Here is a 16,146-nt window from a genome sequence, read left to right as displayed (position 1 = left end):
GGAAGTCCCGTGCCGTACCGCTTGCTGGCCGTCCACGCCCACCCCGACGACGAGTCGAGCAAGGGGGCGGCGACCGCGGCGAAGTACGTGGCCGAAGGGCACGAAGTGTTGGTCGTGTCCTGCACCGGGGGCGAGGCCGGCGACATCCTCAACGAGCAGCTCGGCGAGCCCGCGACGAGCCGCGCGCACCGCGACATGGCCGGGTACCGCCGCGGTGAGATGGCCGCCGCGCAGGCAGCGCTCGGCATCGACCACCTGTGGCTCGGCTACCACGACTCCGGGCTGCCCGACGCCGAGAAGGGCGAGACCGTCCGACCCGGCACGTTCTCGACCGTGCCGCTCGAGTACAGCACCGAGGCGCTCGTCCGGGTGATCCGCCGGTTCCGTCCGCACGTGCTCGTCACCTACGACGAGAACGGCGGCTACCCGCACCCCGACCACATCCGCACGCACGAGGTGTCCGTCGCCGCGTGGAGCGCCGCGGCCGACCCCGCTGCCTACCCCGCGGCCGGCGAACCGTGGTCGATCGCGAAGCTCTACTACGAGCGCACGATGAACCCACGCCGCTTCCGGACGATCTTCGAAGCGCTGCAGGACCGCGACCCGGACAGCCCCGCGATCGGGCAGCTGCGCGAATGGGTCGAGCGGTTCGCCGACCGGCCCGACCTCGCCACCACGCACGTCGACGTGCACGAGTACTTCGACCAGCGCGATGCCGCGCTCCGTGCCCATGCCAGCCAGGTGGCTCCGGACAGTGCGTTCTTCTACTGGCCGAACGACCTCCTGGCCACGGTGTGGCCGACCGAGGACTACCAGCTCGTGGAGGCCCGCGTGCCGACCGAGCTCCCGGAGACCGATCTGTTCGCCGGGATCCCTGCCGACAAGGAACCGACCCCGTGAGCTCCATCGCGGCGGCACTCGCCGCCACCCCCAGTCCCAGCCCAAGCGTCGTGCCGGACGTGAACGTCACCCCCGGTGTCGTCGGGTTCATCGCCATCGCGCTCGTGGCCGTCGCGACGATCGTCCTGGTCGTCGACATGACCCGGCGCATCCGGCGGACGCGCTACCGGTCGGAGATCCGCGAGCGTCTCGAGGCAGAGGCGAACGGTACCGCCGTCGACGGTCCGGCGACGGACGAGTCGGAGCGGCGTGCGGGCGAGGACGGCCGAGCCGACGTCGGGGACGACACCGAGCGCGGTTGACCCGCACCCGCGCGCCTGCCGGATCCGGGCGTACCTGGTCGGATCGGGCGTACCTGGTCGGAAGTTTCGGGTGAGTACGCCCGGAACGACCAGGCATCGCAAGCGTTCTGGGAAGGAACGTGCGACGGACGGTCAGCGCACCGGGTCCAGGGCGACGATGAGCACGCCGACCCACTGCGCGCCGAAGGCCACGACGGTCAGGGCGTGGAACACCTCGTGGAAGCCGAACTGGGTGGGCACCGGGTTCGGCCGCTTGAAGCCGTAGACGAGCGCGCCGATGATGTACGCGACGCCCCCGGACAGGATGAGCACGGTCATCGGGACGCTCGCCGCGAAGAACTGCGGCAGCAGCCCGAGCGCCGCGCACCCGAGCACCAGGTAGATCGGCACGTACAGCCACCGGGGCGCGTTGATCCACAGCACCCGGAACGCGATGCCGAGGGCGGCGCCGGACCACATCACCCAGAGCACGACGACCATCAGGGTGTGCGGGAGGGCGCAGATCGCGATCGGCGTGTAGGTGCCGGCGATGAGCAGCAGGATGTTCGTGTGGTCGATGCGCTTGAGCACCGCCTTGACGGTCGGCCCCCACGGGAACCGGTGGTACGTCGCGGAGACCCCGAACATGGCGAGCGACGTGGCCATGAACACCGCGCTGCCGACCTTCGCCGCGGTGCTGTCCGCCAGGGCGATGAGCACGATGCCCATCGCGATGGCGAACGGGAACGCACCGAGGTGGATCCAGCCGCGCCAGGCGGGGCGGGTGTCCTCCGTGGTCGTCGCGGCTTCTTCGGTGAACGGGACGTGGGGGAGGGTGGCGGTCTCGTGCTCGTCCTGCATGTGCCGACTGTAAGCCCCGCGCCCGAACGGATGCCACGAGTCCTGGGGGAGCCGCACTCGGGACGCTCCGACCGACGGTGCACTACGCTCGGTGCGTGACCGGCAGGGTGGGATGGGCAGGACGAGGGATCCTCTACCGCGCCTACCAGAGCCGCATCCGCCGCCAGATCGAGGGCAGCGCGAAGCCGAAGCACGTCGCCATGATCGTCGACGGCAACCGTCGGTGGGCGAAGCAGCTCGGGCTCGAGTCCGCCGCGCACGGTCACCGCGCCGGCGCCGCGAAGATCCCCGAGTTCCTGACCTGGTGCGACGAGCTCGGCATCGAGGTCGTGACGCTCTACCTGCTCTCCGCCGACAACCTGACCGGTCGTGCCGGAGCGGAACTCAGTGAGCTCGTCGGAATCATCGGCGACCTGGCCGGGGTGCTCGCGGACACCACGGACTGGCGCGTCCAGCACGTCGGGTCGAACGAGGGCCTGCCCGACTCGCTCGTGTCCGCGCTCGCGCAGGCCGAGGAGCGCACCGCCGGCCGCACCGGACTCCACATCAACCTGGCCGTCGGGTACGGCGGACGCCGCGAGATCGCCGACGCCATGCGCAGCATCGTGGAGTCGCACGGCGCGGGTGGCGGCACGATCGACACCCTGGCCGAGGTCCTGACCCCCGAGCTCATCGGCGACCACCTGTACACGCAGGGCCAGCCCGACCCCGACCTGGTGATCCGGACCTCGGGCGAGCAGCGACTGTCCGACTTCATGCTCTGGCAGAGCGCGCACAGCGAGTTCTACTTCGTCGAGGCGCTCTACCCCGACCTGCGCGAGGTCGACTTCCTGCGCGCCGTCCGCGACTTCGGGCTCCGGTCGCGACGCTTCGGCGGCTGAGGCGGCTGAGGTGGCTGAGGCGGCTGAGGCGGCTGAGCCGGCTGAGACGGCTGCCTCCGGGACCCGACTGACGCTGACGAGCTGGCTGGCCAGGTCCCGCGTCGCGTCGGCCGCGGCAGCCCCGTCCCAGTAGGCTCTCAGGGTTCGACACTGTGAAAGGTGCACCCCTGTGAACATCGACGAGTACGCCGCCGGCTTCTCCGAGGACCCCGGCTACCTCGACCACGCTGCGTTCGGCCCCGTGCAGACCGCCGTGCTCGAGGAGCAGCGCGTGCTCGGCACGATCCAGGAGCACATGCGCTTCGGCGCCATGGAGACCCTCGACGAGCAGGACGCCCGCGTCCGAACGGTCGCCGCCCGCTTGGTCGGTCGCCGCGAGGACCAGGTCGTCTCGCAGACCGCGACGACGCCCGGCCTGCTCCACACCGCCTTCGGCCTGACCGGCGGCGTGCTGGTGTCGGCCGACGAGTACCCCTCGCTGCCGCTCGCACTGGCGAGCGCCGCCTCGGCGACCGGCGGCCGCGTCCAGCCGGTCGTCATCGAGTCCGGTGCCGGGTGGATGACGCCCTCGCTCATCCAGGAGCGCCTGACCGACGACGTGACGGCCGTGGCGGTGTCGCTGGTCGACTGGCGCACGGGCTACCTGGCCGACCTCGCCGGCATCCGCGAGGTCATCGGCGACCGCCTGCTGATCCTCGACGCGATCCAGGGCTTCGGTGTCGTCGACGCCCCGTACGAGATCGCGGACGTCGTCGCGACCGGCGGCCAGAAGTGGCTGCACGCCGGCTGGGGCACGGGCTTCACCGCCTTCAGCGACCGTGCCCTGAACCGCCTGCGTCCGGCCCTGTCCGGCCCGCACGGCACCACCGGCTGGCCCGTGGACGTCCCCGCCGTCCGCCCGGGTGCCGCCGGGTACCAGATGACCCGCATCGACCCCATCGCGCAGGCGCGTCTCGCGGTGTCGCTGGACCGGCTGACCGCCGTCGGTGTCGCCGCCGTGCAGGAGCGCGTCACCGAGCGCGTCGAGCGCGTGTTCGCGATCGCGGACGAGTTCGGGCTCGAGGTCGAGTCCAGCCGCGACCCGCGCGAGCGCGCCGGCATCGTCGTGCTGCGGCCGGCCGAGGGGCGCCTGACCGCGCTGTCCGCGGCGCTGCACAACCACGGCGTGACCGCGACGACGCGGCTCGGCGTCGCGCGGGTGTCGGTGTTCGCCTCGACGACGGACGAGACGCTGGACATGTTCCGGGACGCCTGCGTCTCGTACGCCACGCTGCAGTAGCGCGCGCCCAACAGGCGGACGGGAGGCCCGTGGCGGCGCCGCCACGGGCCTCCCGTCCGTCGAGTGGTCACGACCTGTCGGCTCGCGCGGTCGCAGCCGACAGCTGGTGACCACTCGACGCCGTCCGCGCGACGAGTCGCGATTAGCGGGCAGCCTGGAGGCGCGGTGCCAGGCTGCCACGGGCCTCCCGTCCGCCACCCGCGAGCGGTCACGACGCACCGCGCACGTCCGCCGACTGGTCGCCGTCTGTCGGGCGGCACGTCCGCAGCCGACAGCTCGTGACCGGTCGACTGCCGGTGTCACGTTGTTCACGTGACCGTAACGCCGGAAACCGCGTGTCGCTGGCGGGGAGTCGGAGGGCGGACGTACGTTGTCCCCATCGGGCACCGCGCCCGATCGAAGCGGCCACAGTCGGTGCTTCGGGACCCGCTCCACGGCCGCGTTCGAGGACATGGACCGGGCTGCTCGCGGCCCGGGGATGGAGTGGTCGTGACCTCTCAGAACGTCTCTCGCGGAACCCAGCACCAGCACACCGCGGACTCGTCCACATCGGTCGCCCAGCGCACGTACGTGCTCGACACATCGGTGCTCCTCAGCGATCCGCGGGCGTTGTTCCGCTTCGCCGAGCACGCGGTGGTCCTGCCCGTGGTGGTCGTCAGCGAACTCGAGTCGAAGCGCAACGACCCGGAGATCGGGTACTTCGCGCGGCAGGCCCTGCGGCTGCTGGACGAGATGCGCATCGAACACGAACGGCTCGACTTCCCGATCGCGCTCGGTGACGGCGGTTCCTTCCGCGTCGAGCTGAACCACTCCAACCAGTCCGTCCTGCCGTCCGGGCTGCAGCTCGGCGACAACGACTCGCGCATCCTCGCCGTCGCCTCGAACCTGCAGAACGACGGGCTCGACGTGGTGGTCGTGTCGAAGGACCTGCCCCTGCGCGTCAAGGCGTCGTCGATCGGCATGGCAGCCGAGGAGTACCGCGCCGAGCTCGCCGTCGACTCCGGCTACACGGGCATCGCCGACCTGCAGGTGTCCGGCGAGCAGATGGCCGACCTGTACGAGAAGGAGGAGATCCGCTCCGTCCAGCTCGACGGCGTGCCGGTCAACACCGGTGTCGTCATCCACTCCGAGCGCGGTTCGGCCCTCGGTCGCGTGCACACCGCCGGTTCCGTCGCCCTGGTCCGCGGCGACCGTGAGGTCTTCGGGCTCCGCGGCCGGTCCGCCGAGCAGCGGCTCGCGATCGACGCCCTGCTCGACTCCGAGATCGGCATCGTGTCCCTGGGTGGCAGCGCCGGTACGGGCAAGTCCGCGTTGGCCCTGTGCGCCGGGCTCGAAGCGGTCCTCGAACGACAGCAGCACAAGAAGATCATGGTGTTCCGGCCGCTGTACGCCGTGGGTGGCCAGGACCTCGGGTTCCTGCCGGGCGACGCCGGCGAGAAGATGAACCCCTGGGCGCAGGCGGTCTACGACACCCTCGGCTCGGTGGTGTCCGACAACGTCCTCGACGAAGTCGTCGAACGCGGCCTGATCGAGGTCCTGCCGCTCACGCACATCCGCGGTCGGTCCCTGCACGACGCGTTCGTGATCGTGGACGAGGCCCAGTCGCTCGAACGGAACGTGCTGCTCACGATGCTCTCCCGCATCGGGCAGAACTCCCGCGTGGTGCTCACCCACGACGTCGCGCAGCGCGACAACCTCCGGGTCGGACGGCACGACGGCATCGCGAGCGTCATCGAGCGGCTGAAGGGCCACCCGCTGTTCGCCCACGTCACACTGACCCGGTCGGAGCGCTCCGCGATCGCCGCCCTCGTGACGGACCTGCTGGACTCGCCCGACCTGGTCTAGGTCCGTCGGCCGAGACTCGGCCTGAGCGACAGTTCTCGCGCGCACCGGCGCGAGGACTGTCGCTCACCGCGAGACTTGCCCGCGGCAGAAGCTCAGTTCGGGTGGGTCATGGACAGGACGTCCAGTGCGGCGTCGAGCTGCTCCTCGGTGACCTCGCCACGCTCGACGTGTCCGAGCGCCACGACGGCCTGGCGGACGGTGATGCCCTCGGCGACGGCGTACTTCGCGACCTTCGCGGCGGCCTCGTAGCCGATGACCCGGTTGAGCGGGGTGACGATCGACGGCGACGACTCGGCGAAGGCCCGGGCCCGCTCGAGGTTCGCCTGCAGCCCGTCGATGGTCTTGTCGGCCAGCACCCGCGAGCTGTTCGCCAGCAGGCGGATCGACTCGAGCAGTGCCGTGCCCATGACCGGGATCGCGACGTTGAGCTCGAACGCACCGGACGCACCTGCCCAGGCGATGGTGGCGTCGTTGCCGATGACCCGCGCGCCCACCATCAGGGTCGCCTCGGGGATGACCGGGTTGACCTTGCCGGGCATGATCGACGAGCCCGGCTGCAGGTCGGGGATGTGCAGTTCGCCGAGCCCGGTGTTCGGGCCCGACCCCATCCAACGCAGGTCGTTGTTGATCTTCGTCAGGCTGACCGCGAGCACCTTGAGGGCCCCGGAGGCCTCGACCAGTGCGTCGCGCGCGCCCTGGGCCTCGAAGTGGTCGACGGCCTCGGTGATCGGCAGGTCGGCGTCGCTCGCGAGCTGGGCGATGACCCGCTGCGGGAAGCCGTTCGGGGTGTTGATGCCGGTGCCGACGGCGGTGCCGCCGAGCGGGACCTCGGCGACACGGGGGAGCGTCGCGGTGACCCGCTCGATGCCCAGGCGGATCTGGCGTGCGTAGCCGCCGAACTCCTGGCCGAGGGTGACCGGGGTGGCGTCCATGAGGTGCGTGCGGCCGGACTTCACGGCGTCGGCCCACAGCGTCGCCTTGGCCTCGAGGGACTCGGCGAGGTGCTCGAGCGCGGGGACGAGCGAGCGCAGCAGGGCTTCGGTGACGGCGACGTGCACCGAGGTCGGGAACACGTCGTTCGACGACTGCGAGGCGTTGACGTGGTCGTTCGGGTGCACCGCGGTGCCGCCGATGTCCGACGCCAGCGTGGCCAGGACCTCGTTCATGTTCATGTTCGACGAGGTGCCGCTGCCGGTCTGGTACACGTCGACCGGGAACTGGTCGTGGTGCTGCCCGCCGATGATCAGGTCTGCGGCGCCGGCGATGGCGTCGGCGACGGCGGGTTCGACGATGCCGAGCTCGCCGTTCACGATCGCCGCGGCGCGCTTGATGCGGGCGAGCGCCACGATCTGGGCCGACTCGAGCCCGGTGCCCGAGATGGGGAAGTTCTCGACCGCGCGCTGGGTCTGGGCGCGGTACAACGCCGACTTCGGCACCCGAACCTCGCCCATGGTGTCGTGCTCGATGCGGAACTCGGTCTCGGTGGTGTCGGTCACGTCGTCGTGGTCCTTCCTGGGGTGCTCGCCGGACGCGGTCGCGTCGGGGGACTGCGCCGCCGCACGAGGTCTCCGTGGGTCACGGAACCGGCGCCGGGCGTCTCGTTCGACTGTACCGGTGCGACGGATGTGGGACGTGTGGGTGCGGCGCCGAGGGGGGCGTCAGGCGTTGCCGACCACCGTGTCGATGGTGACCTCGCCCGTGCCGAGGTCGTAGGTCGCGCCGACGACGGCCAGCCGGCCCTCGGCGATCGCGTCGGAGACGGCACCGGAGCGCTCGAGCACCTGGCGGAGCGTGGCCTCGAGGTGGGCGGCGCCGATCGCCTCCTGCGGGAGCTCGGCGTCGGTGGCACGGACCTTCTCGACGCTCGGGGCGATGGCGTCGACCAGGGCCTGCAGGTGCGGCGCGGGGACCGGCTCACCCGAGCGGGCGGCAGCGACGGCACCGCACCGGGTGTGGCGCAGGACGACGACGAGCGGAGTGCCCAGCGCGACGACCGCGAACTCGATCGACCCGAGCACGACGTCGTCGACGATCTGCCCGGCGTTGCGGATGGCGAAGAGGTCACCGATGCCCGCATCGAACACGTGCTCGAACGGCACGCGCGAGTCGGAGCAGCCGAGGACGGTCGCGAACGGCGCCTGCGAGCCCTGGAGCTCGGTGCGGCGGTCGGGGTCCGTGCGACCCATGCGGCGCTTGTCGGCGGCGAAGCGGGCGTTGCCGTCGACCAGCAGGCGCAGGGCGTCGGACGGGGTGGAGGCGGCGCGGTCGGGCATGGGGCTCCTCGGATCGGGTCGGATCAGGTCGAGTGGTCGGGCTGCGGGGTGTCCGGCAGGATCCGTCCGGCGGTCGCTACTGCGAGAACTGCTTGGTCACGGCCGTGGCCACGGTGCGGTACGACGAGTCGTCGGCGGTGCCGGAGAGCACGATCGTGTTGGTGCCGAACGTCGACACGAGCGAGTACGCGTGGTTGCCGGCGTCGGAGCCCTCGGCCCGTCGGTCGTAGACGGTCCACTTCGTGCCGTCGATGACGCGCGTGCCGGTCGACGGTCGCTGGTCGAGCTGGTTCGACACCCACGAGCCGTTGGCGGCCACGCCCTGCTGCAGGCTGAGGTACTGCTTGTCCGGCGTCACGAACCCGACGGTCCAGACGTCGACGTCGTCCGAGGTCTTGTCGGAGAAGTCGGCCCGGTTCGACGTGAAGCCACTCGGCAGGTCGGGGGCGGCGAGGGTGATGTCACCGACGTGGGCGTCGGCCGCGATCTGCTGGTAGTCGACGGTGCGGTCGACCGTGGTGTTCGGCCGCACGACCACGGCGACGAGGAACAGCACGATGCCGAGCGACGCGATCAGCGCGATCACGAGGTTGAAGGCCGTCTGGTGCTGGCGGCGAGCGGTGCGTGCGGCGTCCTTGCGCGCCCAGGTCTCCTCTGCCGTCTCGGGGCGGCCGAGCTCGGCGACGATCGGGCGACCGTTCGCGTCGGTCATCGGGCGGAGCCGTCCTCGGCGCTGCTGGCCGCACGGGCCGCGTCGAGCCGGGCCCGGGCTCCGACGAGCCACTCTTCGCAGCGGGCGGCCAGGGCTTCGCCGCGCTCCCAGAGCGACAGCGAGCGCTCGAGGGTCGCGGAGCCCTGTTCGAGCTCGCTCACGACGCGCACGAGTTCGTCGCGGGCTGCTTCGTAGCTCAGCGACTGGACGTCGGTCTGCTCGGGTTCCTGCTGGGATGGCACGACTCGATCCTACCGAGCGTCCACCGACTGACCGACGTGCCCGCTGCGCCTGGGGAGAACACCGGCCGGTAGGGTCGCGCCATGACGGATCTCCCCGAGGGCGTGGACTGGTACCCGGCACCGCACGGAACGAGCGCGGATCGCGACGGGCTGCCGGACCGCCCCTCGCTCGCGGTCGTCCTGCCCGGGGGCGGGTACGGCATGCACGCTCCGCACGAGGGTGAGGGGTACGCCCGCTGGCTGAACGGGATCGGTGTCGACGCGGTCGTCTTCGCGTACCCGCTCGCCCCGCACCGCCACCCGGACGCCGTGGTGGCGACCCGAGCGCTCGTCCGCGACCTGAGTGCCGGACGCTGGGCGGGCCTCCCGTCCGATCCGCGGATCGTCGTGATCGGTTCGTCGGCAGGCGGGCACCTGGCGGCCCTCGTGTCGAACGCACCGACGCCGGCCGAGCGCGCCGTGTCGGACGCCGACGACCGACCCGACCTGACGGTGCTCTGCTACCCGGTGACGTCGATGACGGACCACCCGCACGTCGGCAGCGCCGACAACCTGCTCGGACCGGGCGCGAGCGTCCGCGAGCGGTCCGCGGTCGACGCGGACCTGCTCGTCGACGACCGGACTCCGCCGACCTTCCTGTGGCACACGGCCGAGGACGAGCACGTACCGGTGACGCACTCGCTGTCCTACGCACACGCGCTGGCGCGGCACGGGGTGCCGTTCGACCTGCACGTGTTCGAGCGCGGGGTGCACGGCATCGGACTCGCCGAGGGTCTCGGGCCGGCCGAGGCGTGGAGCACACTGGCGACGGCCTGGCTGCGCGACCGCGGCTGGTGGGCAGACCGTCGGCGACCCCGACGTGTCAGGCGGCCTGACCCGAGCCGGCGGGACCCGACCCGGCCGATCCCGACCCGGCCGAACCCGACCCGGCCGAACCCGCACCGTCCGGACCCGGTCCGTCCGGCTCGAGCGTTCCGGTCGCCGTCCCCGCGCCGAGCGTGACGTGTACCGGCGTCTGCCCGGTCAGGTCGTCGGACGACCGCACCACGCCGCCGTCGGCCCGCTGCACGATCGCGTAGCCGCGGCGCAGGGTGTCGCGCGGGGACAGCGCACGGAGCCTGGCGGTCAGGTGCCCGACCTCGGAGTGGCCCCGCTCGAGCCGACGGTCGAGCAGCTCCCGCGATCGGGAGAGGTCGCGGGCGACCTCTTCCGCACGGGTGTCGACGAGCCACGCCGTGGACGCGAGCGCCGGGCGCGACCGGAGCGCGGCGATCCGGTCGGCCTCGACCGCGAGCGTCTGCGACAACCGCAGGCCGATGCGGGCGCGGGCCTGCCGGACGTTCGCGAGCTCTTCCGCGACGTCGGGCACGACCCGTTTGGCGGCGTCGGTGGGGGTGGAGGCGCGGAGGTCCGCGACCTCGTCGAGGATGGGACGGTCCGCCTCGTGCCCGATGGCCGACACGATCGGGGTGCTCGCTGCTGCTGCTGCGCGGACGAGCCCTTCGTCGCTGAAGCCGAGCAGGTTCTGGAAGTCGCCGCCGCCACGGGCGATGATGATGACGTCCACCGTCGGGTCGGCGTCGAGCTCGAGGATCGCCGCCGTGACCTCGCCCACGGTGCGCTCGCCCTGCACCGCGGTGTGGACGGTGCGGAACTCGACCTGCGGCCACCGGAGCTGCGCGTTGCGCTTGACGTCCTTCTCGGCGTCGGAGTCCTTGCCCGTGATCAGGCCGATGCGGTGCGGCAGGAACGGCAGCCGCTTCTTGCGTGCGGGATCGAACAGTCCCTCTTCACCCAGGGTGCGGCGCAGGCGTTCGAGCCGTTCGAGCAGGTCCCCGAGGCCGACGTGCTTCATCTCGACGACCTGCATGGTGAGCGAGCCGCCCTTGACCCAGTAGTTCGGCTTGACGGCCGCGACGACCCGGTCGCCCTGCTTGATGTCCGCCGGCACCCGGGACCGCACGCTCGACCAGATCGAGAACGACACCGTCGCATCGACCTCGACGTCCTTGAGCTTGCCGTAGACGTTGCCGCCCGCGACGTTCCACTGCGTGATCTCGCCCTCGATCCACGCGGTGCCGAGGCGGTCGATCCAGTCGCGGAGCTTCGCGCCGAGGAGCGCGACCGGCCACGGGTTGTCGGCCGTCGGCGGGCCCTGTTCGATCGCCATGTCGCTCCTTCTCGTGCGGGACGTCCATCGTGCCCGACACCGGTGACAACGGGCGCGCGGTGGGTTCTCCACCGACGGTGCCCGCGCCCAGGTCGCGTGCGTCCCGCTCACCTATCATCGGGGACGTGACGATCACCAACGGCCACACGGTCCCGCTCGCCCCTCCGCGTGTGCACGCGGCGCGTGGGCGACTGCGTGACGAGCCGGTCGCCGGTCCGAAGAAGGTGCTACTCGCGGCACCACGCGGCTACTGCGCCGGGGTGGACCGAGCGGTGGTCGCGGTCGAGAAGGCGCTCGAGCAGTACGGCGAGCCCGTCTACGTCCGCAAGCAGATCGTCCACAACGTCCACGTCGTGTCGACGCTCGAGCAGCGCGGCGCGGTGTTCGTCGACGACGTCGCCGAGGTCCCGCGCGGTTCGCACGTCGTCTTCAGTGCCCACGGCGTCTCGCCGGCCGTCGTCGCCGGCGCTGCCGACCGCGACCTGCACGCCATCGACGCCACCTGCCCCCTGGTCACCAAGGTCCACCGCGAGGCCACCCGGTTCGCCAAGGCGGAGCGCACCATCATCCTCATCGGGCACACCGGCCACGAAGAGGTCGAGGGCACGATGGGACACGCCCCCGACCGCACGATCCTCGTCAACGGACCGGACGACGTCGCCGCGCTCGACCTCCCCGACCCCGACAACCTCGTCTGGCTGTCGCAGACCACGCTGAGCGTCGACGAGACGATGGAGACCGTCCGCCTGCTGCGCGAGAAGTACCCCACGATCGCGAACCCGCCGTCCGACGACATCTGCTACGCCACCCAGAACCGCCAGGTCGCCATCAAGAAGGTCGCCCCGGGCACCGACCTGGTGATCGTCGTCGGCTCAGCGAACTCGTCGAACAGCGTCCGTCTGGTCGAGGTCGCCCTGGAGCACGGTGCGAAGGCCGCGCACCGCGTCGACTACGCCGAGGAGATCCGCCAGGAGTGGCTCGACGGCGTCGCCACCGTCGGTGTCACGAGCGGCGCGTCCGTCCCCGAAGAGCTCGTCGCCGAGGTCCTCGAACAACTCGCCGACGCCGGGTACGGCGCCGTGGAGGAAGTCGTGACCGCACACGAAGACCTCATGTTCTCGCTCCCGAAGGAGCTCCGCACCGACGCGTCGGGCAATCCGACGCGCGCGCTCGGCGGGCGTCGGGCATGAGCGGCGCGGACGGCTGGGGCTCGGTGCCGCAGCGCGAGCCGGGTCACGTCGACGACACGGCAGCGGCCGGCCAGGAGGCCCGGGGCACGTCCCAGACGACGGCCGCCGGTGCCGCGAGCGGCCGGGTCCACGGCCGACCCGCCCCCGCGTACGGCGAGTACGCGCCCGAGGGATGGGTCAACCCGGTCCTGGTCGAACAGGAACGACAGGAGCGCGAGGAGCAGGAGCGCGACCGCCGCCAGCAGGCGGCGAGCCAGGCCGGGCAGGACGGCGCGACCGCGTACCGGTCCGGTGCCGGTGCGCCGACCGGCACCGTGCCTCCGGGCCGACCCGGCGCAGCAGGAGACCCGGCCACAGGCGGGCCGCAGCGTTCCGCGTCGACGAGCCGGTTCGGCCGCACGCCCGCCGACTTCGTCCTGACGGTGGGGCTGCTCGCCTTCGGACTCATCTCCGTGGTGCAGTCCCTCGCGGTGACCAACGTCGCGTCGACGGTGCGTCGGACCCTCGAGACGCAGTACACGGCGCTGAACGACCCGAGTGCACTGAGCGGTGCCGCGGTCATCGGAGCGATCACGAACGTCGTGGTCTTCGCGCTCGTGGCGTGGTGGTCGATCCGCCGGCTCCGGGCACGCAAGCGCACGTTCTGGGTGCCGATCGTCGGTGCGGTCGTGGCCACGTTCGTGAGCACCATCGCGTTCGTCGTCGTGGTGTTCCAGGACCCGCAGTTCGTCGAGTTCATGATGCGCCAGGCCGGAGCCTGACCGCCTGACCGCCGGGCTGCTCGCGGCGCCGGGCTGCTCGCGGCGCCGGGGTGCTCGCGGCGCCGGGGTGCTCGCGGCGCCGGTATCCGCGCGTCGAGTGGTCGCAACACCCCGCGGCCCCGCCGTCGAGCGGTCACGAAGTGTCGTCCGGCACCGGCATGACCGACAGTTCGTGACCACTCGGTGCTGCGCGCGCGGGGAGTCGTGACCACCCCGGCCCGGGGACGCCGGCCAGGGTTCAGCCGGCCCGCGGACGCCGGCCAGGGTTCAGCCGGCCCGCGGACGCCGGCCAGGGCTCAGCCGGCCCGTGGACGCCGGCCAGGGCTCAGCCGGCCAGGAAGGCGGCGACAGCACCGTGCAGTGAGGCCAGGTCCTCGACGTGCACGAGCTCGCGGACCGAGTGCATCGACAGCAGTCCGACGCCGATGTCGATCGTCGGGATCCCGAGCCGGGTCGCCGCGATCGGGCCGATGGTCGAGCCACCGGGGATCGTGTTCACGTTGACGAACGGCTGCCACGGCACCCCGGCCGTGTCGCACGCGGCGGCCCAGACGGCCTCGCCCTTCGCCTCGGTCATGTAGCGCTGGTTCGCGCTGATCTTCAGCAGCGGACCGGCACCGGGGCGCGGACGGTTCGTCGGGTCGTGCTTCTCCGGCTGGTTCGGGTGCACCAGGTGGCCGGCGTCGCTCGACAGCAGCCACGAGGCGCGGAACGCGCGGGCGGCCTCGGAGCGGGTGGCGCCGAGGCCCTCCTGCACGCGGCCGAGGACGTCCTCGAGGAACGGGCCACCGGCACCGGACGGGGTCGAGGAACCGATCTCCTCGTGGTCGAACGCCGCGAACACGGGGATGTGGTCGCCGTCGACCGGGGCGTCCACGATGCCGCGGAGTCCGGCGTGCACGCTGGTCAGGTTGTCCATCCGGCCCGACGCCAGGAACTCGCGTTCGATACCGATGCGGGCGGGGGCCTGGGTGTCGGCGAGGAAGAGGTCCCACGACACGGCATCGTCTCCGAGCCGAGCGCGCAACCACTCCACGGCCGAGGTCCCGCCGGTGTCGCCGTCCACGCCGACGATCGGCAGCGTGTGGCGCTGGCGGTCGATCTCCTTGCCGTCGTTCACGCCGCGGTCCAGGTGGATCGCGAGGTTCGGGATGCGGGCGACGGCGTCGGTGCTGACGAGCCGCACGCTGCCGTCGGCGTCGACGACCCGGCCGGCGATGCGCAGGTCGCGGTCGAACCACGTGGACAGGAGCGCGCCGCCGTAGACCTCGACGTTCAGCTGCTCCCACCCGCCGGTGCGGACCCCGGGGTTCGGCTTGATGCGGAACCCGGGGGAGTCGGTGTGTGCGCCGAGGATCCGGAACGGGGTCGTCGCCGTCGCACCCTCCGGCAGTCGCCACGCGATGACCGCACCGTCCCGGACCACGACGTACGCACCGGGTTCGGTGGGCCAGGCGTCGAGCTCGGACAGCTCGGTGAACCCGGCTGCGACGAGGCGGTCGCGCGCTGCCGCTGCCGCGTGGAACGCGGTGGGCGACTCGGTGACGAACTGGGCGAACTCGGAGGCGATGGCGTCGACGGTCACCCGCCCATCGTGGCATGCGGTGGAGCCGACCGGATGCAGAACGGGGCACGTCCGTCGGACGCGCCCCGTTCCTCCTGGCAGTCGCCCCCGGCGTCAGCCCTGGGTGTGACCGGCGGAGCCGAGCACCTTCGCGGCCTCGCCCACGCGAGCCGCCATGGCGGACTCGGCGACCTTGCCCCAGGCGCGGGGGTCGTACTGCTTCTTGTTGCCGACCTCGCCGTCGATCTTCAGGACGCCCTCGTAGTTGCGGAACATCGAGTCGGCGATCGAGCGCGTGAACGCGTACTGCGTGTCCGTGTCGATGTTCATCTTGATGACGCCGTTGCGGACGGCCTCGTGGATCTCGTCGTCGGTCGAGCCGGAGCCGCCGTGGAAGACGAGGTCGAGTGGGTTCTCGCCCGTGCCGTGCTTGGCCGCGACGGAAGCCTGGATCTCGCCGAGGAGTTCGGGGCGGAGCTTGACGCCCCCCGGCTTGTAGACACCGTGTACGTTGCCGAAGGTGAGCGCGGCGATCCAGCGCCCCTTGTCGCCCAGGCCGAGTGCGTCGACGACCTTCTCGACGTCGTTCGGGGTCGTGTAGAGCGCGTCGTTCGTGCCCTCGTGCTCGACGCCGTCCTCTTCGCCGCCGACGACGCCGATCTCGACCTCGAGGATCGCGTTGATGTTCCGCGTCTTCTCGATCATGGTCTTCGCGATCTCGATGTTCTCGTCGAGCGGCACGGCCGAGCCGTCCCACATGTGCGACTGGAAGATCGGGTTGCGGCCGGCGCGGACCTCTTCCTCGCTCGCCGCGATGAGCGGCAGGACGAAGCCGTCGAGGGCGTCCTTCGGGCAGTGGTCGGTGTGCAGAGCGACCGTGATGTCGTAGTTCTTCGCGACCTCGTGGGCGAACTTCGCCATCGCGAGGGCACCGGCGGCACGGTTCTTGATCGTCTGGCCGGCGAAGTAGTCGGCACCGCCCGTCGTGACCTGGAGGATGCCGTCCGAGCCGGACTCCTGCAGGCCCTGGAGGACCGCGTTGATGGTCTGCGACGAGGACACGTTGACCGCGGGGTACGCGAACTTGCCCGCCTTCGCGCGTTCGATCATCTCGGCGTACTGTTCCGGCGTTGCGATGGGCACGTGGATCTCCTTCGACTTCGGTGATGTCCCCGCCGATCGTAGTC

15 protein-coding genes and 1 pseudogene are annotated in these 16,146 nt (G+C 71.6%); 8 read left to right on the top strand and 8 right to left on the bottom strand.

What is annotated here, in order from left to right:
* Positions 1-9 precede the first annotated feature (9 nt).
* The gene (gene mca / locus ABH929_RS13460) at positions 10-900 is read left to right on the top strand and encodes a mycothiol conjugate amidase Mca (protein ID WP_404561593.1); all 891 of its coding nucleotides are present in this window, start codon (positions 10-12) and stop codon (positions 898-900) included.
* Positions 897-1,202: a hypothetical protein gene (locus ABH929_RS13455; RefSeq protein ID WP_404561592.1), complete on the top strand. Its 306-nt coding sequence runs from the start codon at positions 897-899 to the stop codon at positions 1,200-1,202. Before mca ends, ABH929_RS13455 begins: the two co-directional genes overlap by 4 nt.
* A gap of 132 nt (positions 1,203-1,334) precedes the next feature.
* On the opposite strand, the gene ABH929_RS13450 is transcribed toward ABH929_RS13455, so the two are convergent.
* Positions 1,335-2,042: a hemolysin III family protein gene (locus tag ABH929_RS13450; RefSeq protein ID WP_123294746.1), complete on the bottom strand. Its 708-nt coding sequence runs from the start codon at positions 2,040-2,042 to the stop codon at positions 1,335-1,337.
* 95 nt (positions 2,043-2,137) lie between these two features.
* Here ABH929_RS13450 and ABH929_RS13445 point away from each other — a divergent pair, with 95 nt between their 5' ends.
* The 3 genes from ABH929_RS13445 to ABH929_RS13435 all read left to right on the top strand — a co-directional run bounded on the left by ABH929_RS13445 (position 2,138) and on the right by ABH929_RS13435 (position 6,047).
* On the top strand, positions 2,138-2,923 hold the full coding sequence (locus ABH929_RS13445; protein ID WP_173170760.1) for an isoprenyl transferase: 786 nt from the start codon (positions 2,138-2,140) through the stop codon (positions 2,921-2,923).
* 169 nt (positions 2,924-3,092) lie between these two features.
* Positions 3,093-4,202, top strand: coding sequence for an aminotransferase class V-fold PLP-dependent enzyme (locus tag ABH929_RS13440; protein ID WP_111084809.1), 1,110 nt, complete (start codon positions 3,093-3,095; stop codon positions 4,200-4,202).
* A gap of 483 nt (positions 4,203-4,685) precedes the next feature.
* Positions 4,686-6,047, top strand: coding sequence for a PhoH family protein (locus ABH929_RS13435; RefSeq protein WP_181437469.1), 1,362 nt, complete (start codon positions 4,686-4,688; stop codon positions 6,045-6,047).
* Positions 6,048-6,139: 92 nt separating this feature from the next.
* Here the strand turns inward: ABH929_RS13435 and ABH929_RS13430 are convergent, their stop codons facing one another.
* The 4 genes from ABH929_RS13430 to ABH929_RS13415 all read right to left on the bottom strand — a co-directional run bounded on the left by ABH929_RS13430 (position 6,140) and on the right by ABH929_RS13415 (position 9,274).
* Positions 6,140-7,543 (bottom strand): class II fumarate hydratase, encoded by a 1,404-nt coding sequence (locus tag ABH929_RS13430; protein ID WP_404561591.1) that lies wholly within the window; start codon positions 7,541-7,543, stop codon positions 6,140-6,142.
* A gap of 162 nt (positions 7,544-7,705) precedes the next feature.
* On the bottom strand, positions 7,706-8,320 hold the full coding sequence (locus ABH929_RS13425) for a carbonic anhydrase (protein ID WP_111084807.1): 615 nt from the start codon (positions 8,318-8,320) through the stop codon (positions 7,706-7,708).
* 76 nt (positions 8,321-8,396) lie between these two features.
* The gene (locus tag ABH929_RS13420; protein ID WP_205464082.1) at positions 8,397-9,032 is read right to left on the bottom strand and encodes a DUF4245 domain-containing protein; all 636 of its coding nucleotides are present in this window, start codon (positions 9,030-9,032) and stop codon (positions 8,397-8,399) included.
* Entirely contained in the window at positions 9,029-9,274 is a 246-nt protein-coding gene (locus ABH929_RS13415) for an exodeoxyribonuclease VII small subunit (RefSeq protein WP_111084805.1), read from the bottom strand. Before ABH929_RS13415 ends, ABH929_RS13420 begins: the two co-directional genes overlap by 4 nt.
* Positions 9,275-9,355: 81 nt before the next feature.
* Here ABH929_RS13415 and ABH929_RS13410 point away from each other — a divergent pair.
* Positions 9,356-10,024: pseudogene (locus ABH929_RS13410) on the top strand (alpha/beta hydrolase); the annotation flags it as partial.
* Positions 10,025-10,136: 112 nt separating this feature from the next.
* Here the strand turns inward: ABH929_RS13410 and xseA are convergent.
* Complete coding sequence (xseA, locus tag ABH929_RS13405; RefSeq protein ID WP_404561590.1) at positions 10,137-11,444, bottom strand: exodeoxyribonuclease VII large subunit; 1,308 nt, start codon at positions 11,442-11,444, stop codon at positions 10,137-10,139.
* Positions 11,445-11,569: 125 nt separating this feature from the next.
* Between xseA and ABH929_RS13400 the strand changes: the two genes are divergently transcribed.
* Positions 11,570-12,634: a 4-hydroxy-3-methylbut-2-enyl diphosphate reductase gene (locus ABH929_RS13400; RefSeq protein ID WP_404561589.1), complete on the top strand. Its 1,065-nt coding sequence runs from the start codon at positions 11,570-11,572 to the stop codon at positions 12,632-12,634.
* Complete coding sequence (locus tag ABH929_RS13395; RefSeq protein ID WP_404561588.1) at positions 12,631-13,395, top strand: DUF6264 family protein; 765 nt, start codon at positions 12,631-12,633, stop codon at positions 13,393-13,395. Before ABH929_RS13400 ends, ABH929_RS13395 begins: the two co-directional genes overlap by 4 nt.
* A gap of 325 nt (positions 13,396-13,720) precedes the next feature.
* Here ABH929_RS13395 and ABH929_RS13390 read toward each other — a convergent pair whose 3' ends face one another.
* Together ABH929_RS13390 and fbaA are read right to left on the bottom strand one after the other, a co-directional pair.
* The gene (locus ABH929_RS13390) at positions 13,721-14,980 is read right to left on the bottom strand and encodes a M18 family aminopeptidase (protein WP_404561587.1); all 1,260 of its coding nucleotides are present in this window, start codon (positions 14,978-14,980) and stop codon (positions 13,721-13,723) included.
* 93 nt (positions 14,981-15,073) lie between these two features.
* Positions 15,074-16,102, bottom strand: coding sequence for a class II fructose-bisphosphate aldolase (gene fbaA / locus ABH929_RS13385; protein WP_404561586.1), 1,029 nt, complete (start codon positions 16,100-16,102; stop codon positions 15,074-15,076).
* Positions 16,103-16,146 lie beyond the last annotated feature (44 nt).

The organism is Curtobacterium sp. AB7, assembly GCF_044909335.1.
In the GTDB taxonomy this organism is placed as follows: Bacteria; Actinomycetota; Actinomycetes; order Actinomycetales; family Microbacteriaceae; genus Curtobacterium.
This window is presented reverse-complemented; position numbering and strand designations above follow the sequence as displayed.